The organism is Hymenobacter sp. H14-R3 (assembly GCF_030063445.1).
In the GTDB taxonomy this organism is placed as follows: Bacteria; Bacteroidota; Bacteroidia; order Cytophagales; family Hymenobacteraceae; genus Hymenobacter.
In genome coordinates this window covers 1-19,419 of sequence record NZ_JASITD010000025.1, presented here as the reverse complement: position 1 = coordinate 19,419, position 19,419 = coordinate 1, and the positions used below count along the sequence as shown (strand labels likewise).

15 protein-coding genes are annotated in these 19,419 nt (G+C 65.2%); 4 read left to right on the top strand and 11 right to left on the bottom strand.

Annotated elements, in window-relative coordinates:
- The first annotated feature begins 39 nt into the window (after nt 1–39).
- Entirely contained in the window at nt 40–2,067 is a 2,028-nt protein-coding gene (locus QMK33_RS18675) for a glycosyltransferase family 2 protein (RefSeq protein WP_283566138.1), read from the top strand.
- Between the two features lie 97 nt (nt 2,068–2,164).
- Here the strand turns inward: QMK33_RS18675 and QMK33_RS18670 are convergent, their stop codons facing one another.
- From QMK33_RS18670 to QMK33_RS18620, 11 genes are all read right to left on the bottom strand, one after another.
- Nucleotides 2,165–3,538, bottom strand: a complete 1,374-nt coding sequence (locus tag QMK33_RS18670) for a glutamate-1-semialdehyde 2,1-aminomutase (RefSeq protein WP_283566137.1) — start codon at nt 3,536–3,538, stop codon at nt 2,165–2,167.
- Between the two features lie 50 nt (nt 3,539–3,588).
- Complete coding sequence (locus QMK33_RS18665) at nt 3,589–4,923, bottom strand: DUF4910 domain-containing protein (protein WP_283566136.1); 1,335 nt, start codon at nt 4,921–4,923, stop codon at nt 3,589–3,591.
- 75 nt (nt 4,924–4,998) lie between these two features.
- Entirely contained in the window at nt 4,999–5,649 is a 651-nt protein-coding gene (locus QMK33_RS18660; protein WP_283566135.1) for a PIG-L deacetylase family protein, read from the bottom strand.
- 240 nt (nt 5,650–5,889) lie between these two features.
- A complete protein-coding gene (locus tag QMK33_RS18655) occupies nt 5,890–7,239 on the bottom strand; it encodes a class I SAM-dependent methyltransferase (protein ID WP_283566134.1) in 1,350 nt (449 codons plus the stop codon).
- A gap of 197 nt (nt 7,240–7,436) precedes the next feature.
- Entirely contained in the window at nt 7,437–8,780 is a 1,344-nt protein-coding gene (locus QMK33_RS18650; protein WP_283566133.1) for an NAD(P)H-dependent oxidoreductase, read from the bottom strand.
- A 65-nt stretch (nt 8,781–8,845) separates the two neighbouring features.
- Nucleotides 8,846–9,400 (bottom strand): dTDP-4-dehydrorhamnose 3,5-epimerase, encoded by a 555-nt coding sequence (gene rfbC / locus QMK33_RS18645; protein WP_283566132.1) that lies wholly within the window; start codon nt 9,398–9,400, stop codon nt 8,846–8,848.
- A gap of 144 nt (nt 9,401–9,544) precedes the next feature.
- Entirely contained in the window at nt 9,545–10,648 is a 1,104-nt protein-coding gene (locus QMK33_RS18640; protein ID WP_283566131.1) for an NAD-dependent epimerase/dehydratase family protein, read from the bottom strand.
- A 215-nt stretch (nt 10,649–10,863) separates the two neighbouring features.
- Nucleotides 10,864–11,742, bottom strand: coding sequence for a glucose-1-phosphate cytidylyltransferase (gene rfbF, locus QMK33_RS18635; RefSeq protein WP_283566130.1), 879 nt, complete (start codon nt 11,740–11,742; stop codon nt 10,864–10,866).
- Nucleotides 11,743–11,936: 194 nt separating this feature from the next.
- Nucleotides 11,937–12,707, bottom strand: coding sequence for a WecB/TagA/CpsF family glycosyltransferase (locus QMK33_RS18630; protein ID WP_283566129.1), 771 nt, complete (start codon nt 12,705–12,707; stop codon nt 11,937–11,939).
- Nucleotides 12,708–12,822: 115 nt separating this feature from the next.
- A complete protein-coding gene (locus QMK33_RS18625) occupies nt 12,823–14,226 on the bottom strand; it encodes an exopolysaccharide biosynthesis polyprenyl glycosylphosphotransferase (protein ID WP_283566128.1) in 1,404 nt (467 codons plus the stop codon).
- Nucleotides 14,227–14,609: 383 nt separating this feature from the next.
- Complete coding sequence (locus tag QMK33_RS18620; RefSeq protein ID WP_283566127.1) at nt 14,610–15,275, bottom strand: HAD-IC family P-type ATPase; 666 nt, start codon at nt 15,273–15,275, stop codon at nt 14,610–14,612.
- A 105-nt stretch (nt 15,276–15,380) separates the two neighbouring features.
- Between QMK33_RS18620 and QMK33_RS18615 the strand changes: the two genes are divergently transcribed.
- The 3 genes from QMK33_RS18615 (at nt 15,381) to QMK33_RS18605 (ending at nt 19,320) form a co-directional block, all read left to right on the top strand.
- Nucleotides 15,381–15,767, top strand: coding sequence for an HYC_CC_PP family protein (locus tag QMK33_RS18615; protein ID WP_283566126.1), 387 nt, complete (start codon nt 15,381–15,383; stop codon nt 15,765–15,767).
- 197 nt (nt 15,768–15,964) lie between these two features.
- Nucleotides 15,965–17,323: an efflux RND transporter permease subunit gene (locus QMK33_RS18610; RefSeq protein ID WP_283566125.1), complete on the top strand. Its 1,359-nt coding sequence runs from the start codon at nt 15,965–15,967 to the stop codon at nt 17,321–17,323.
- Nucleotides 17,324–17,427: 104 nt separating this feature from the next.
- Nucleotides 17,428–19,320, top strand: a complete 1,893-nt coding sequence (locus QMK33_RS18605; RefSeq protein ID WP_283566124.1) for an efflux RND transporter permease subunit — start codon at nt 17,428–17,430, stop codon at nt 19,318–19,320.
- The last annotated feature ends 99 nt before the right edge of the window (nt 19,321–19,419 follow it).

Sequence of the window (19,419 nt, the reverse complement as noted above, 5' to 3'; positions counted from 1 at the left end):
TTTCTATTAATTATTTAGTAGTCAGTATTTTACCTAAAAATGCCCAACGTCTTACTTTCCGTCGTAACCTGGAACAGCGCCGACTCGATCGAGGCCTGCCTGCGCTCGGCCCTGGCCCAGACCTATACCGACTTTGAGCTGTGGGTGGTCGATAACGCCTCGGCCGACGATACCCGCGCCCGCGTGCAGGCGCTGGCCGCCACCGATGCCCGCCTGCGCCTGCACGCGCTGCCCACCAACACCGGCTTTTGCGGGGGCCACAACTATGCCCTCGACCGCACCGCCACCGAGCTGGTGCTGCTGGTGAACCCCGACGTGGAAATGGCCCCCGACTACCTGGCGCGCGCCGTGGCCGCCATGCACCAGCACCCGCGCATTGGCACGGTGTGCGGCCTGCTGCTGCAAACCACCGAGCCCGACCCGCGCATCGACAGCGCCGGTATGCTGCGGCGCACGGGCGGGCGCTTTGGCCTGCGCCTGCACGGCCAGCGCCTGAGCGAGGCCGGCCCTCTGGCCCGCACCGACGTGGCCGGGGCCGACGGCGCGCTGCCCCTGCTGCGCCGCCTCTGCATCGACGACCTGCGGGTGGAGGGCGCGTTTTTCGACCCCCGTTTTTTTGCCCACAAGGAGGATTGGGACGTGGCTTGGCGCAGCCAGCTCTACGGCTGGCGCACGGTGTTTGAGCCCGCCTGCCGGGCGCTGCACCCGCGCCAGTTTTTGCCGGCCAGCCTGGCCGTGCGGCGGCGGCTGGGCGGTGCCCTCAAGGCCGACGCCGTGAAAAACCAGTGGCTGCTGCTAGTGAAGAACACGCCCGCCCGCCAGGTGCCGGCCATGCTGGTGCAGGCCCTGCCCCGGCAGGTGTTCATTATTTTCTACCTGATGCTGTTTGAGCGCACCTCGCTGAAGGCGCTTAGCTACGTGTGGCAGCACCGGCACGGCCTGCTGGCCAGCCGCCGGCTGGTGCAGGCGCGGGCTACGCGCCCTCCCACAGCAGCGTTTGAAGACAGCCCGCACCTACCCGCACCGCGGGCCGCTGCGCCCGCGCCGGCCGCGCTGCCCCGCACGGGCTGGCGGCCCGCGCTGGCACCGCCGCCGCTGCTCAGCATTTGCGTGCCCACTTACCACCGGCCGGGGCTGCTGGCCCGGGCGTTGCGCTCGCTGGGCCCGCTGCCGCCCGAGGTAGAGGTGCTGGTGTCGGACAACTCAACGGCCAACGACCTGGGCGGGCGCGTGGCGCGCCTGGGGCTGCGCCGCCAGCCGGCCGGGCAGTGGCGCTACTACCGCAACGCGCCCGGCAGCACCGCCGCCGACAACTTCGCGGCCTGCATCCGGCGGGCGCGGGGCCACTACCTGTACCATTTGCACGACGACGATTTTCTGCGGCCCGGCGGCCTGGCGCGGCTGGTAGCCGAGTTGCGCACCAGCCGCGGCCAGCACGAGGTGCTGCTCTTCGGCGTCGATGTGGTGGATGCGCGCAAGCGCGTGCTGCGCCGCCAGTACCCCAGCCACCGGCGCTGGCTGGCCCCGGTGCAGGCGCTCACGCGGGTGCTCACCGATTCGTCGTGGGTGCGCATTCCGGCGCTGGTGGCCAGCCGCGCCGCCTACCTGGCCACCCCGCCCGACCCCGCCCAGGAAGACACCGACGATACGGACCTGTGGGCCCGGTTTTTTGGCCAGTGGGGCGTGCTGCTGGTGCCCGGCTGCATTGCCGCCTATACTGTGCACGAGGGGGCGCTCACCACCAGCATGTTCAACGAACACACGGTGGAGCTGCTGCTGCGCATTTTTACCAAAGCCCAGGCCCAGGGGCTGCTGCCGGCCCCGCGCCTGCGGCAGGCCCAGGCGCAGTTTTTCAACCAGTTTGTGCTGGCGGGGGCCTACCGCTCGCTGCGTCGGCACGACGCGGCCACCGCCCGCCGCGTACTCAAGCTCCTGAAGCTGCCCGCTTTGCAGGGCCTGCCGGTGGCGCTGCGCTGGCTACCCATAAAACTGGTATTCAATGCCATTACCTGGGTCGCAGCGCTGGCGCTAGCCACAGAAGCGGCCACCCTGGCCGAGAGCTTGTAGCCGGCGGCTAGGCGCGTCAGGTAGTGCTGCTACGCAGATGGCGCGGGGCTCTACCCTGTGCCATCCGCCCATCCGCGTACTAAGCTTTGCTGCTGAATCAGTTATGCGCCCGAAATACCGGTTTCACGGGGCGGCCCAGCAGGTAGCCGCCGATGCCGTCTTCGAGGGCGCGGCGATACACGCCGAGGGCGGCGTGCACGCGGTCCACGGTGTCGTCTACCACGGCGTCGGTGTGGGCGTAGCTGATAACGAAGGAGGGCAGCAGCAGACCGCGGCGCAGGGTTTCCTGCAAAAACAGGGTGCGGAAGGCTTGGGAAGGCTGCCCGTCGGCGTCGCGGGTGCCGTAGGCCAGGCAGCAGGCGGGGCCCAGCACCCGGAAGTGCTCGCCCACCCCTTGGTCGTGGGCGGCGCGCTCCAGGCCCCGGCGCAGGCGCTCGCCCTGGGCGTGCAGGTGCGCCACTACGGGCTCGTTGGCGTAGGTGCGCATGACGGCGCGGGCGGCGGCCAGGGCGTGGGTTTCGGCCCCGTAAGTAGTTGAGAGTAAGAACACGCGCTCGTGCGGGTGGTGCAGGCCGCCGCGCTCCATAAGCTCGCGGCGGCCGCTGAGGGCGGCCAGGGCCAAGCCGTTGGCCAGGGCCTTGCCCCAGGTGCTGAGGTCGGGGCGCACGCCGTAGCGGCCCTGCGCGCCCTGGTTGTGCCAGCGAAAGCCAGTGATAATCTCATCAAATACCAGCACGCTGCCCTCGCGGTCGCACAGCCGGCGCAGGCCTTCCAGAAAGCCGGGGGCGGGCGGCACGTCCTTCTCTACTTCCAGCAGCAGGCAGGCCACCTGGCCGGGGTGGGCGGCAAAGAGGGCCTCTGCGCTGGCCAGGTCGTTGTAGCGGAAGCCCACGGTGAGGGCCCGCACGGCCGCCGGCACGCCCGCCGCCATGGGCGTGGCCCCGATAAACCAGTCGTCGGTCGAGAAAAAAGGGTGGTCCTGGCACACGGCGGCCAGCGGCCGGCCGGTGTAGGCGCGGGCCAGCTTCACGGCGGCCGTGGTGGCGTCGGAGCCGTTTTTGGCAAATTTTACCATGTCGCCGGCCTGGGTGAAGGCCAGGAATTCTTCGGCCGTTTCGAGCTCCAGGCGGGTGGGGCGGCCCAGGTTGGTGCCCAGGCTCAGCTGCTGCTGGGCGGCCGCCACCACGGGCGGAAAGGCGTGCCCCAGCGTAACGGCCCGCAGCCCCATGCCATACTCAACGAACTCATTATCATCGACATCCCACACGCGGCAGCCGTGGCCGCGCACCAGGCAGGGAGCCATAAACTCCGGAAACTGGTCATCGCCCTTGGCGTAGGTGTGCGCCCCGCCGGGGATGGCCGCGTGCAGCCTTGCCTGCAACGCCCGGGAGCCAGTAAAGCTGGCGGGCGTGAGCAGTGCCGGGGCGGCGGGCGGAGCCGGTACATCGGGCTCTTTCAGTAAGGTGTCCATAAGAATCAGCTTCGTTGTTTGGTACCTGCTTGAGGGGGTAGTTGTCGCCCTCAATCGGGCAGCAGCTCCAGCAAATCGGTGCCTTGCAGGGCAATGGCAGCCTGGTGCACCTGCGCAAAAGGCAGGCCCGCCCGCTCGGCAATGTGAAGCAGGGTATGCTGGCCGTCGGAGAGGTTGAGCACCCAGAGCAGGGCCATTTGCCAGGCGGCACCGTCGAGGCCGCCGCCCACGTTTTTGTAGAGGCCGCGGCGGCCCAGCTGGGGCTCGCCGTAGGGGCTGCGGCTGCGGTAGCGGCGGTTGGCATCGAGCACGGCCAGCAGCTCCTGCACCAGGTCCAGGGACTCGGCCAGCTGGTCGGGGCGCACAAAATCGAGGTTGTCGGCCGAGGTGTGGTACTCGGCAAACTCGCCAAACGGGGCGCGCGAGAAGCAGCCCACCGGCAGGTTGAAGCCCGGCGAGCAGTACTGGCGCTCGTCGTAGCCGTAGGGCGAAAACGGCCGCACCGCGTGCGGCACCCCGGCCTGCGCCAGCACCAGCGCCGCCGCCTGGTCGACCACCGCATTGCCGCGGCGCGACTGCTTGTAGGTGAACGCCCCCGGCCCGCCCAGCAGCGTGAGCACCAGCCCGTGCCGCACCCGCCCCACGGTGTCGAAGTGGCGGCTGAGCCAGGTGAGCGAGCCAATGGTGCCGGGCACAAACACGAAGCGGTAGCTGTAGCGGCGCGGCTCGCGGGCCAGGTGCCGCGCCAGGTACGTAGCCACGGCCACGCCCGAGAGGTTGTCATTAGCCAGCGCGGGGTGGCAGATGTGGCACGAGAGCAGGATTTCGTCCTCCGTTTCGCCGGGCAGCAGCAGCTCGCCGTAGGTGAGCGCGCCGGGGGCCAGCGTGCTGTCGATGCACACCTCGTAGGTATCGTCGGTGAGGGCCAGGCGCGCGGTGTGGGCCAGGCAGAAGCCCCAGGCCTCGGCGTAGTAGGCGGTGCGGTACGGGATGAGGCCGGGCTGCTCGGGCAGCGAGTGCAGGTGCTCCTCCAGCTCGGCGCGCGTTACCCAGCGGCGCACGGGCACGCTGTAGCCCACCAGGTGCAGGTTATTCGCCTCAAAATCAATTACTTTCTCGCCGCGCTGGTTTTTCACCCAGGCCTCGCGGATGTTCCACTCGCGGGGCACCGTCCAGTCGAGCACGGGCGTGCCGGTGGGCACCTCGTGCACCTGCAAGCCGGGCAGGTACTCGCCCAAAATGGCCAGCGTCTGGCGCACGCCGTCGCCGGTGATGCTGCGGCAAATGGGAAACAGCCGCCGCACCAGCGCGTGCAGCTGCTCGCCGGGCCCCATGGGTGGGTGTGCGGCAGGCAGTGCAAGGGCAGGGAGAGCGGTGGGGAGCATGGGGTTAGTTGGAATATTGGGGAGGGCAGTGGTCGTTCTGGCGGGCACCTCACCCCCCGGAACGATTAATCTACTTCAAATCAACATTTTACGCACGTAAAACCCCTCCGCGTACCGGCAGTCGCCGCCGGCTTGCATGGCGCGCAGCCGGGCCAGCGCCCCAAAGGTTTCGGCGTCGAACCAGTGCTTGCCGGCCTGGCTGGGGTAGCCGGCCAGCAGCAGCGCCACCTTGCGGGCCAGCTCGGCGGCAGTGAGGGCCACCAGGCAGGCCGGGTTGCCCAGGTCACCGTCGTACTTCGGAATCTCGTATTCCCAGATAAGGTGGTTGCGAAATGTGTTCCAGGTCAGCTCCGACACCAGGCGGTGGTCCTGGTGCAGGTCGTGCTGGTAATGGGTCAGGATGAGGTTGGGGGCAAAGTCCTTGAGGGCTTCAAAGTCGGCTTTTATGGCCTCGTAGTGCTGGGCCAGGCGGCCGTCGGGGTAGCGGTGCACGGTAATTTCGGCCTGGGGCGGGGTGGGCGCGGCGACCAGAAACTGAGCGGCGCAGGCTTCGGCCTCTTGGGCGCGGGCGGAGGTGGCGGCCAGCACCACCCAGCGCACGGCCTGCACCTGGCCGGCGGCCAGCAGGCGCAGCAGCGTGCCGCCGGCCCCTATCTCAATGTCGTCGCAGTGCGCGCCTAGGCACAGCACGCGCAGGCCCTGGGCAGGCAGGCCAAGCTTTAGCATTAGGCTAACGTCTTATTAGTTAGTATTTTATGAGTAAACTCTGCTTGCGCTGAACCGACTACTAAGCCCCGGTTCGCCGGCGCGAGCCGGCCGACCGGTTGTGGTTAAGGGGAGCAGGCTAAGGCGCAAGTAACCAGTTGTTTTTGAGGGTATTAGGCAACCGGTTATCGTTGAAACCGGCAGGATTGCGCAACGACAACCGGTCGGCCGGTTCGCGCCGGCGGACCGGGGCTTACTCCCTCAGGCATACACGCACACCTCCGGGATGGGCACCACAAACTGCCCGCCCCAGGTGCGGATAACGGCCATTTGCTCCATTATTTCCTCGCGCAGGTTCCAGGGCAGAATGAGCAGGTAGTCGGGCCGGGTTTTGAGGATGCGGTCGGGGTGGTAGATGGGCAGGCGGGTGCCGGGCAGGAAATTGCCCTGCTTGTGGGGGTTCAAATCGACGGTATAGTCCACAAAATCAGTGCGGATGCCGCAGTAGTTGAGCAGCGTGTTGCCCTTGCCGGGCGCGCCGTAGCCCACCACCGTTTTGCCGGCGCGCTTGGCCCCAATCAAAAATTCGAGCAGCTTGCGCTTGGTTTCCTTGGCACAGGCCGCAAAATCGAGGTAAAAATCGAGGTCGCACACCCCCGCCGCCACCTCGCAGGTGCGCAGGGCGGGCACGGCGGGCGTCACGGCCAGGGCAGGGTCGGCGCAGTCGGCGTGGCGGGCATAAATGCGCAGTGAGCCGCCGTGGGTGGGCAGCTCCTCCACGTCGAACAGCGTGAGGCCGTGGTGGGCAAAAATGTGGCCCACCGTCCAGAACGACAAGTAGCTGAAGTGCTCGTGGTAGATGGTATCAAACTGATTACCAGTTACTAACCGCAGCAGGTGCGGAAACTCCATGGTAAGCACCCCGCCCGGCTTGAGAATAGCGGCCAGCCCAGCCACGAAGTCGTTGATGTCGGGCACGTGGGCCAGCACGTTATTGCCGATGAGCAAGTCGGCCTGGCCGCAGCTCTCGGCCACTTCCTGGGCCGTAGCCAGGCCAAAAAACTGGCTGAGGGTGTTGATGCCCTTCTGGCGGGCGGCGTTGGCCACGTTTTCGGCCGGCTCGATGCCCAGCACCGGAATGCCCTGCTCCACAAAGTTCTGGAGCAGGTAGCCGTCGTTGCTGGCTACCTCCACCACCAGGTGCTCGGGGCCGAGGCCAAAGCGCGCCGTCACCAGCTCGGTGTAGTACCGGGCGTGGCGCAGCCAGGAAGGCGAGTAGGATGAGAAGTAGGCGTAGTCGCTCGGAAAGAGGTCGGCCGGGGCAATCAGGTCCTGCACCTGCACCAGCAGGCACGAGAGGCACACGTAGGCGTGCAGGTCGTAGAAGGCCTCGGCGCGGTTGAAGTCTTCGGGCCGCACGTGGTCCTGGCACAGCGGCGAGGGGCCCAGGTCAACGAACGTCACGTGCAGCGGCGTGCCGCAAAACCGGCAGGGGCCAGCCGTGGGGGCCGGGAACACGCTGGGCAGCGCCAGCCCCGACGGGCCCAAACTACTAATCGGCCGCTCGGCCACCGGGTGGCCAGGGGCAGCCGGCGTTAACGTGTTTCTCATAGCAGTGAGAAGGAAGATTAGGGAGAAACGGAAAAGTATTCAAGGCAAATGAATTTCTCATTAATGCGGTTTCCAGGCGGGCATACTTAGCTGAAAAGCAAAAGTTAATAGTTAAAATACAGACCAATAGAACTTTAACTCTTCACTTTTACCTCTCTTAAAACAAGTGCCCTACGGTGAAATACGCGCCAACAAGCTTATGCGCTGTGCACGGCCACCGACTGGCGCTGCTGGGCGGGGGCGGGAGTGCCAAAGTAGGCGTCTTGCTCGCGGCGCAGCTTATCCACGAGGCGGCCCTCGGGCAGCAGCACGTCGTCGTAGGTCAGCACCTGGTCTTTGGGCACGTCGTGGCGCAGCACGCAGCCCTCGGCCACGCCAATGGGCAGCAGGTTTTGCTGGCGGGCCAGGGGAAAGTTTTCGGCCAGGCCGTAGGTCATGTAGTGGCCAATGCCGTCGAGCACGTCGCCGGCGTGCAGCCCGATTTTGGCGGCCGTTACCACCTCCACGCGCGGGGCGCCGGCGGGGGCCAGGCAGGCATCGTGAAAGAGCACGGCCCGCGCCACCGAAGTGGGCGTTTCGAAGTGGCAGAGGTGGTAGGGCGTGTAGAAGCAGTAGAGCGGCCCCGGCCCCAGCTTATACAGCTTGAGGTAGTGCTGCTGCGCGGGGTCGTCGTGGGTGCCCAGAATGAACACGCCGGGGCCGGGCTCGGCGCCCACCACGTAGTCCACAATGCCGGGGCCACCGCTCAGCAGCAGCTCCTGCGGGTACCACTCGGCGGCCTTGCTGATGGGCGTGCCCGGGGCCACGGTGGGGCCCAGCATACCGCGCTGGGCCACCTCCATGCCCAGGGCATTGGCAATGACGGCCTGCTCGAAGCTGATTTTGCTGCCATCGGCAAAGCTGGTAACCATGCTCGGGTTCTGGCCCCACTGCCGGGCAAAGCCTTCCTGGGTGGTGGGGTTGCGGTAGGGGTCGTGCAGGCCCTTGATGTTGCCGCACAGCACGGGCTTCACGCCCAGGCCCAGCACGAAGCGCGCCAGGTTGAGCGTCACGCCCGGCTGGTCGCCGTCGCTCACGGTGTACACCACCCCGGCGCGGTCGGCGTGCACTTTCAAAATAGCGCCCACCGTGCCATCGAGTTCGGCGTTGAGCAGCACCACGTGCTTGCCGTGCCGAATGGCCTCCAGCACCACGTGCGCGCCGTGCTCCACGGCCCCGGTCACCTCAATAATGACGTCGATGCCCCCGGCGCGGCTCAGCAGCAGGGCATCATCGGTGATGGCGGGCTGGCCCAGCTCAATGCAGCGCTCCAGAGCGGCCACCGACGATACCTCGCGCGCGCCCAGCTCGCCCGCCTCGCTGTAGGCGCGGCGGGCCTGGGCCACCGTGCGGTTGGCAATGGCGGCCAGCACCATGCCCGGCACGTAGCGGCATATTTGCAGGGCCACACCGCGGCCCATAAACCCCGCCCCCACCATGCCCACCCGAATTGGCCGGCCCGCGGCCTGGCGCGCCTTTAGCGCAGTATCAACAAGTATCATTTCAATTAGCAGTTAACTGGTTAAGTAGTCGTTCTGATGGGCGCCCCGTTTGCGCCGATGCGCGCTCACCGCGCGTTGCGCACTGCCAGCTGCTCCTCGAAAGAGGGGTGCACCTGGTCTTTGGCCGACACGAGCCGGGGCTCGGCGGGCCAGGCAATAGCCAGGGCGGGGTCGTTCCAGCACAGGCCGTGCTCGGCGCCGGGCGCGTACCTGGCCGATACCTGGTAGGCGGCGTCGGTGTTGGGCTCCAGGGTAAGAAAGCCGTGGGCAAAGCGCTCGGGCACAAATAGTTGCCGGAAGTTATCGGCGGTGAGCTCCACTCCCACCCACTGGCCATAGGTGGGCGACTCGGCCCGCAGGTCCACTATCACGTCATAGAGAGCGCCGCGGGTGCAGCGTACCAGCTTGCTTTCGGCGTGGGGCGGCAGCTGGTAGTGCATGCCGCGCAGGGTGCCCTGGGTGGGGTTGCTCGACAGGTTGGCTTGCAGCGGGGGCAGGTAAATGCCGTGCGCCGCAAACTCATCCTCGCACCACGAGCGCGCAAAAAACCCGCGCTCGTCGGTGCGGCGCTCCAAGTCGATAATGAAGGCTCCCGCCAGCTTGGTTTCGGTAAAAATCATGCTTAAACAGTTATTAATTAGCTATTTATCAAAAGTAATTTGTCGCGGCCGGCGCGGAGCTTCGTTCAACGAGCGGGCCAGAGGCCCGCGAATACCCGGCACGGGCCAGAGCCCCGCGCCATCCGCGGTTCCCGAACCCTTGCATCACGCCAGGCTCATGGTGGCTACCTCGGTGGGGGCCGCTACCTGGGCCGCGGGGGCGGCCCAGGTGAGGTCTTCGGTTAGCTCGCCCTGGTCGCGCAGGGTGGCCAGCGTGCGCAGGCGCATGAGGTGCGAGGTGCGGAAAGCCGCGTCGCGGAAGCCCGTGGCCACCAGCTGCATTTGCAGTTCGGCAATGGTGGCGGCCAGCGTGTGCTGGGGCTGGTGGTCGGGGGCTAGCTGCCGGTATAGGCTGAAATCGACGCGGTACGAGCGGCGGTCGGGCGCGGCGGCGGGGTTCACGCCCACCTGGGTGCCGGGCAGGGCCACGGCCACGGCGGCGGCCAGGGCCAGCACGCGGTAGTTCCAGGTGTCGGAACCGGTGTTGATGGCCAGGAACTGGCCGCCGTGGGTGGCCGGCCGCCCAATGGCCCACTCGATGGCGCGGGCCATGTCGCGCACATGAATGAGGGGCCGCCAAGGCATGCCGTCGCTGAGAATACTGATTTCGCCGCTGGCCACGGCGCTGGCCACGAAGTCGTTGAGCACCAGGTCGAGGCGCAGGCGGTCGCTCCAGCCGCAGGCGGTGGCAAAGCGCAGGCAGGTTACCACAAAGTCGGCATCGGCCAGGGGGGCCAGGTCGCGCTCGCTGGCCACCTTCGAGCGGGCGTAGGCCGTGAGCGGGTTCAGGGCCGAGTCCTCGGTTTTGGCATCGTTGCCGCCCTCGCCATAAATGCTGCACGAGCTGGCAAACACGAAGCTGCGCACGCCGGCCGCCTTGGCCTGCCGGGCCAGCACCACGCCGGCGCGGTGGTTGATGGCCATCGTCACGTCCTCGTACAGGTTGCCCATGGGGTCGTTGGAAATGGCGGCTAGGTGCACCACGGCCGTTACGCCGGCCAGCAGCGCCGCGGGCACCGCCCGCACGTCGCCAAACACCTGGCGGTCGAGCCGCGACTCGGGCAGGCGGCCGTTGCCGGTGAGGCACTGGGCAAAGAAGCCCAGGTCGTAGCCAATCAGTTCGGCCCCCGGAAACGTGCGGCGCAGGTGCTGTACCACGCCCGGCCCCACGTAGCCCATGTTGCCGGTAATGAGGATGCGATGAGACATGTTTTGTTACTTAAAAAGTAAGAATTGAAAATTAAAAATCTGGGGCCAGGCAACCAGCTCGTGCAATTTTAGCTAGCCGCTGTCAATCAAAAAATCATGCCTTACAAATCAAAATTCAGGACCAAAAAAGCTGACTGACGGATACGCAGATTCAGCCTTCCTCCCTCCCGATTTTTTAATTCTTAATTCTTGATTTTTAAGTAAAAAACCCCGTTTTAGTCGACTAATTGCAGCGCCACGGGCAGGGTGCGCGGCGGGGTTTCGGGGGCGGGGGCAGCGGCGGCTGGCACGGGCTTAGGCTGCCAGGCGGGCGGCGCGGCCCATACTTTCCAGGGGGCTTTGCCCGATTGCCAGAGTTCTTCGAGCAAGGTGCGGTCGCGCAGGGTATCCATGGGCTGCCAGAAGCCTTCGTGGCGGTAGGCGGCCAGCTGGCCTTCGGCGGCGAGGCGCTCCAGGGGGCCGCGCTCCCAGGTGGTGTCATCGCCGTCGAGGTGGTCAAACACGCTGGGCTCCAGCACGAAAAAGCCGCCGTTTATCCAGGGCGTGTCGCCGCCCTCGGGCTTTTCGGTGAAGCTGTTCACGCGCTGGTCGGCCTCGGTGAGGTTGAAGGCCCCGAAGCGGCCCGGCTGGCGCACGGCCGTGAGCGTGGCCTGCGCGCCCTGCTGGTGGTGGTAATGAATGCTGGCCTGAATGTCGATATCGCTCACGCCATCGCCGTAGGTGAAGCAGAAGGTTTGCTCATCGAGGTACTCGCGCACGCGCCGCAGGCGGCCGCCCGACATGGTTTCGAGGCCGGTATCGACCAGGGTCACGGTCCAGGGCTCGGCGTGGGTGTGGTGCAGCTTCATCTGCTGGCGGTCGAGGCAGAAGGTAACGTCCGAATTTTGCAGGAAATAGTCGGCGAAATACTGCTTTATCAGGTGCCCCTTGTACCCGCAGCAAATCACGAAATCGGTAATGCCGTGGTGGGCGTAGGTCTTCATGATGTGCCACAGAATGGGCCGGCCGCCGATTTCGACCATGGGCTTGGGCCGAATGCCGCTTTCCTCACTGATGCGGGTGCCGTAGCCCCCGGCTAGTATCACTGCTTTCATACGCTGTTGGGTTGGGAGAGAGAGTTGTTGTTGTTTTTGCAGATGGTCTTTTTTGAATGAAGAATTAAAAAGAACGTCCTGCTGGAAGCACTAGAGCATCTTTACCGTTTTGCTGAGCGGCTCGGATAACGTGGCAGACTTGCTTCGACAAGCGGACGCCAGATGAGCAGGACGTTCTTTTCAATTCTTCCTTTTTAATTTTTAATTCCTGATTTCCTGCCCAGCGCGGCCCGCACCAGCAGGTACACAAACCAGGAGTTGGTGACGAGGTAGCGGCGGGCCAGGCGGCGGGGCTCCTGCCAGAGGCGGTAGGCCCACTCCAGCCACAGGCGGCGGGCCCAGGCCGGCAGGCGGGGCTCCAGGCCCGCATACACCGGAAAGGCTTGCCCCACGCCCAGCATGCACGCCCGAATGCGGCCCTGGTGGGCGGCCATCCACTGCTCTTGCCGCGGGCAGCCCAGGGCCACAAACAGCAGGTCGGGGTCGGCGGCGTTGATGGCGGCGGCATCGGCGGCTTCCTCGGCCGGGGTGAGGGGCCGGAAGGGCGGCGCGTGCGCCCCCGCTATGCGCAGGGCCGGCAGCTCGCGGGCGGCGCGGGCCACCATGGCCGCCAGCACCGCCGGCGTAGTGCCGTAGAAGTACACCGACTGCCCGCGGGCGGCGGCGGCTTCGAGCAGGGCGGGCAGCAAATCCATGCCCGCCACCCGCGCCTGGCGCTGGCCGCCCAGCCAGCCCACGGCCGCCGCCACGGGGCTGCCATCGGGCGTGACGATGGCCGCCCCCGCCAGCACCGGCCGGAAGGCCGGGTGCCGGTGGGCCTCCACCAGCATGTGCACGTTGGCGCAGCACACGTAGGCCGAGGAGCGCGCCGCCCCCAGCCGCAAAATGGTATCGACAAAATCGGGCATAGTGCCCGTCGAGATGGGGGCGTTCAGCACCGGGCGCTTGGGGAGGGTTGCTTCCATTTAGCTACTGGCTATTATCTACTGATTATCAAGTAGTTAAATGAATTATATAAACCGCCCGTCCTTGCGAGCGCAACGCAGTGGCGCGCGCAAGGACAAACGCTCTGCGGAAGCCTCAAAAGGCGTCTTTTTCGCCGCGCACCATGTTGAGCACGGTTTGGCCAATAATCTGGAGGTCGAGGCCAAACGACCAGCGCTCCATGTACTTAAGGTCGTATTCGACGCGGCGCTCCATGGCCTGGGGGGCGCGGGTTTCGCCGCGGCAGCCGTTTACCTGGGCGTAGCCCGTGATGCCGGGCATCACGGTGTGGCGCTGCGAATAGGTGCGAATGTGCTTGGAGTATTCTTCCAGCTGCGACATCATATTGGGCCGCGGCCCTACCACCGACATATGCCCGAGCAGCACGTTGAAGAATTGGGGCAGCTCATCGAGGTTGTATTTGCGCAGGTAGCGGCCCACCCGCGTAATGCGGGGGTCGGTGCGGGAGGCTTGCAGCTCGGCGCGGCCGTGGTCGCGGCGCATGGTGCGCAGCTTGTAGCACGGAAACAGCTGGTTGCGCCAGCCCGGCCGCATTTGCTTGAAAAACACGGGCCCCGGCGAGTCGAGCTTGATGAGCAGCGCCAGCGGCAGCAGCAGCACCGGAAACAGCAACCCAATGACTAGCAGCGAGAACACAATATCGAACCCGCGCTTGAGCACCTGGTTGGCGTAGATACCCAGCGGCTCGTGCCGCACCGTGAGAATGGGCAAGCGGTCGTGAAAGAGCACATCCACGGCCCGGCCCACCGTGCCCGAGTAGTCGGGCACAATGCGAAACGACAGGAAGTTGTCGGCCGCGAAGCTCGCCAGGTCCTCAATGAGGGCGTACTGGTGGAAGGGCAGGGCAAAATAGAGCTCGTCGAGCGGCGTGTTGCGGCAGTAGTCCTTGAGGTCGGCCACGGTGCCGCGCACCAGCGGGCGCAGCGCAGCCGGCACCACCTCGCCCTCGGCCACAAAAAAGCCCTTGAACGAGTCGCCGCTGGTGAGGCGGCCCGTGAGCAGGTGGTAGAGCTGCTGGCCGCTGGCCCCAGTGCCCACTATCACGAAGCGGCTGTGGGGCTTGGCCACGTACTGCCGGTAGGCGCGGTAGCCAAAGGCCAGCACAAACCGGCCCAGCACAATGCCATCAATGGCCAGCACATACACCACCAGCAGGTACGAAAACGGCAGCAGCGGCACTTGCAGCACCACCGCCCCCAGCAGCAGCAGGCCGGCGTGCAGGGCGAAGGTATAGAGCAGGTGGCCCAGCTTTTCGGAGTAGCTCATCAGCCGGTCGAGCCGGTAGATGTTGGCGAACTGGCGCGACAAAATGCCCCAGAGCAGGGCAAAGATGACGAACAGAAACGGCGAGTACTCTACCGGCGGCACCAGGCCCATGTATGAGTGGTCGGCCAGCCGAAAAGCCAAAAAAATGAATACGGTATCCAACGCCGGCAAAATCACCTGCGACGTGTCCGTATAACGTTCGTAACTTTTCATAACTTCCTGAGGGTAAGTTTTTTATTTCATAGAATAGGTAGTTGGCGTAGCGTAGGGATAAACTGATGGGTAGTGGACGGTAATCGGGTGGCGGCGCGGGCCGCCAGGCTATAAACCAAGGCAGGCTTGCAATAGAAACCGGCGATTCGGGCAGCAGATGCGCGCCGCCTCAGCCCACCCAGGGCACCCGGCCAACCTGCGCTACAGGCTACTTATTCAGGGGCGATTACTTGCTTGCCAGTTCAATAAAGCCCTATTTACCAGGGCATGTACTTCGCTACAAAGGTTCCTCGGGCAGCGGGGCGGCCATATGATAAAAGTCATCTTAAAAATTGATATTGCACAACTCAGCCCCCTCCACAGCAAAGCCCCGCTACCCCTCGTTAGCTGAGGAGATAGCGGGGCTTTACTAGCGAGCAATACGCTATGCTACTGATTCTTAACCTGAAAGCCGCGCAGCCGCAGCGAGTTGGTGAGCACCGACACCGCGCTGAGCGCCATGGCCCCCGCCGCCAGCATGGGCGATAGCAGCCACCCCATGAACGGCTCCAGCAGCCCGGCCGCAATGGGAATACCCAACGCGTTGTGGATGAAGGCGAAGAACAGGTTTTGCCGGATGGTGCGCATGGTGCTGCGCGAGAGCATATGGCCGTGGCCACGCCCCGCAGGTCGGGCCGCAGCAGGGTAATGGCGGCGGCCTCCCTGGCCACGTCGGCGCCAGTGGCCAGGGCCTGGCCCACGTCGGCGCGGGCCAGGGCGGGCGCATCGTTGAGGCCGTCGCCCACCATGGCCACGGTGCGCCCCTCGGCTTGCAGCTCCTGCACCTTACCGGCCTTGCCGGCGGGCAGCCCCTCGGCAAAGTAGCGCGTGATGCCCACCTGGGCGGCCACGGCGGCGGCCGTTTGGGGGTTGTCGCCGGTCATCATCATCACTTCCAGCCCCAGGGCTTGCAGCTGCCGAATGGCCGCCACCGAGGTAGCGCGGATGGTATCGGCCACGCCGATAACGGCGGCGGGCTGCCAGCTGCGCCGGCGGACCGCAGCGCGCACATCGGGCAAATCTTACACTTCTGCTTCCGAATCCTGTAAACCCGGGCCCGGCGGGCGGACGTATCTTTACAGCGTTGGCCCCGGCCCCACTTTCCGTACCCTCGTTTGAAACGCTTCGTTAGCCTGTTTCTGCTTTTGAGCTATTTGCTGTCCAGCCCCGGGCTGGTGTACAGTATGCACTTCTGCGGCCAAAGCCTGGCGGAGGTTTCCGTAGCGAGCGAGGCGCATTGCTGCTGCCCGGCGCCCAAAAAGCCCGCCGGCTGCTGCCACAACCAAAAGGTGAGCAGCACCATCAAGGACGTCAAGCTGACCACCGCGCAGTTTAAGCTGCAAGCGCCGGCCGCCGGGCTCGTGCCGCCCGTGCTGCGCCTGGCCTACCGGCTGCCTGCCCCCACCTACCCGGCCGACGCGCCGGCCGCGCCGCGGGCGGCTGCCGCCGCCCCGCCGCCCGAGTGCCCCGCCTACGTGCGCGGGCACGCCTTTTTAGTTTAGTCTCTGGATGTTGCCTTGCTCCCCCGGCCGGTTGGCCGCGGGGCTTTCGTGCGTGCGGTTTTTTAGCTGTCAGCCAGTAGCTGCCAGCTGATAGCTTTCTCCAAACGGGTCCGGGCTACCCCGCGCGCTTTTCTTCAATTACCAGGTGAAGAAGCTGTTAGCTACCAGCTAACAGCTAGCTGCTGACAGCTAAAGACATGATTGAGCAACTTATTTCCTTCTCGCTGCGCAACCGCGTGCTCGTGCTGCTGCTAGCGGCGGTACTGCTGGTGTGGGGCATTTTTTCGGTGCGGGCCAGCAAGCTCGATGCCATCCCAGACTTGTCGGAAAACCAGGTCATTGTGTTCACCGAGTGGGCTGGCCGTGGGCCCCAAATTATTGAGGACCAGGTAACCTACCCGCTCGTGACCAACCTGCAAGGGCTAGCGCAGGTGCGGGCCGTGCGCGCGGCTTCCATGTTTGGGATGAGCTTCGTGTACGTCATTTTTAATGACAATACCGATATCTACTGGGCCCGCGAGCGGGTGCTGGAGCGGCTCAACTTTGCCCAGCGGCTGCTGCCGGCCGGCCTCACCCCCACCCTGGGCCCCGATGGCACGGGCGTGGGCCACGTGCTCTGGTACACGCTGCACGCCCCCAAGCTGGACCTGGGCGAGCAGCGCGCGCTGCAAGACTGGTACGTGAAGTTTGGCCTCCAAACCGTGCCTGGCGTGAGCGAGGTGGCCAGCTTCGGCGGCTTCCAGCCCGAGTACCAGGTGACGGTGGACCCCACCAAGCTCACCTATTATAACGTGAGCCTGCCGCAGGTGCTGGCCGCCGTGCGCAGCAACAACAACGAGGCCGGCGGGCGCAAGTTTGAGCAGTCGGGCGTGGGCTACATCATCAAAACGAACGGCTATATTCAGGACGTAGCCACCCTCGAAAACGTGCCGGTGCTCACCCGCCCCGGCGGCGTGCCGCTGCGCCTGCGCGACCTCGGCACCGTGCAGATGACGGGCGAAAGCCGCCTCGGCATCTTCGACCGCAACGGCGAGGGCGAGGCCGTGGGCGGCATCGTGGTGATGCGCTACGGCGAAAATGCCGACGACGTCATCACCCGCGTGAAGGCCAAAATGACCGAGGTAGCCAAGGGCCTGCCCGCCGGCGTGTCGTTTGACATCGTGTACGACCGCAGCGGCCTCATCGAAGAGTCGGTGGCCAACATCAAGCACACGCTGCTGGAGGAAATGGCCGTGGTGTCGCTGGTGGTGCTGGTGTTCCTGTTTCACTGGCGCAGCGCGCTCAGCATCCTGCTCCAGATTCCGATTACCATCGCCGCCAGCTTCATCCTGCTGAACGCGTTCGGCATTTCCTCTAACATTATGTCCCTCACCGGGATAGCCCTGGCTATTGGGGTCATTGTCGATAACGGCATTGTGATGGCCGAGAATGCGTACCGCAACCTGGCGCTGCACCAGGCAGCCGAGGAAGCGGCGGCATCTGACGGGCAAGCAGCTCCTACTGAATTAAATAAGAACGTCATGCTGACGAAGGAGGCATCTCTACCACGAGGGTAATCCAATCGGCGCTAACGGGGCGCCTCACCCCCCGGCCCCCTCTCTGAAGGAGAGGGGGCCGGGGGGTGAGGCCCCATCAGAACGACCTATAAAAACCCATTCCCATGACTAACGACGAGCGCCTCGCCATCATCGAGAAATCCAGCAAGCAGGTGTCGCGGGGGATATTTTTCTCCACGATTATTATCGTAGCATCCTTTCTGCCCGTGTTTTTACTGACTGGGCAGGAGGGCAAGCTGTTTCACCCGCTAGCCTATACCAAAACGTTTATTCTGCTCATTGACGCGGTGCTGGCCGTGACGCTAGCGCCGGTGCTGTTGTCCTTTTTTATGAAGGGCAAGTTCAAAACTGAGGAGCAAAACCCCATCAACCGGGGGCTGGAGCGGGTGTACGCGCCGCTCATCAACTGGTGCCTCACGTGGCGCAAAACCACCATCGGCATCAACCTGGCGCTGCTGGCCGTGAGCATTCCGCTGCTGCTGAGCCTGGGCACCGAGTTTATGCCGCCGCTCGATGAGGGCTCCATCCTGTTCATGCCCATCACCCAGCCCGACGTGTCGAACACGGAGGTAAAGCGCATTTTGCAGGTGCAGGACAAAATCATCATGCAGGTGCCCGAGGTGAAGGGCGTGCTGGGCAAGGCCGGCCGCGCCAGCACCGCCACCGACAACGCCCCGCTGAGCATGATTGAAACCATCATTCAGCTCAAGCCCCGCGCCGAGTGGCGGCCGGGCCTGACCAAGGCCAAGCTGATTGAGGAGCTGAATGGCAAGCTGCAAATACCGGGCGTGGTGAATGGCTGGACGCAGCCCATTATCAACCGCATCAACATGCTGAGCACTGGCATTCGCACCGATGTGGGCGTGAAAGTGTATGGCCAGCAGCTCGATACGATTTATAACGTGTCGCAGCGGGTGCGGGCGGCGCTGGGCGGCGTGCCCGGCGTGCAGGACCTCTACGTGGACCCCATCACGGGCGGCAAGTACTTGCAAATCGACCTGCGGCGCGACCAGCTGGCCCGCTACGGCCTGAGCGTGGACCAGGTAAACGAGGTGGTGGAAACCGCCATCGGCGGGGCGCCCGTGGCCAGCACCGTGGAGGGCCGGCGGCGCTTCGCCATCGGCGTGCGCCTGGCCGAGGACTACCGCAACAGCCTGCCCGCCATGGGCCGCATTCCCATCCAAACCACCGCCTACGGGCCGGTGCCGCTCTCGGCCGTGGCCACGCTGCGCTTCGAAAATGGCCCGCCCATGATTAACTCCGAAAACGCCCAACTACGTGGCGCCGTGCTGTTTAACGTGCGGGGCCGCGACCTGGGCAGCACCGTGCAGGAAGCCATGCAAAAGGTGCAGGCCATGCAGGGCAAGCTGCCGGCCGGCTACTACCTGGAGTGGAGCGGGCAGTACGAAAACCTGATTAGCTCGCAGCGCACGCTGCTCTTCATCCTGCCCATCGTGCTGGTCGTCATTTTTGGGTGCCTGTATTTCGCGTTTCATTCGGTGCGTGAGGCGCTGCTGAGCCTGGTCACCATCCCGTTTGCGCTCATCGGCGGGGCGTACCTGGTATATTTCTACGGCGTGCACTTGTCGGTAGCGGTGGCCGTGGGCTTCATCGCCCTCTTCGGCCTGGCCGTGGAAACGGGCGTTATTATGGTCATCTACCTCAACGACGCCATGCAGCAGCTAGTGGCCCGCAAGGGCAACTCCAGCGCCACCATCACCAAGGAAGACCTGCGCGAGGCCGTGTTCAACGGCGCGGCCAAGCGCCTGCGCCCCAAGCTGATGACGGTTTCGGTGGCGCTGTTCGGGCTGGTGCCGGTGCTGTGGGCCACCGGCACGGGCTCCGACGTGATGCTGCCCATCGTGCTGCCCATGATTGGGGGCGTGTTCACGTCTTCAACTCATATTCTGCTGGTTACGCCGCTGATTTTCTTGATGACCAAGGAGTATGAGCTGCGCAAGTTTGGCAAGCTGGATGTGCTGGCGGTGGGGCATTGAGTAATAGGCGGCACGAGCGGGGCGCCTCACCCCCCGGCCCCCTCGCCTGGACAGCCCCCCACCCCCCGGCCCCCCCCCCCCACCCCCACCCGGGGGGGG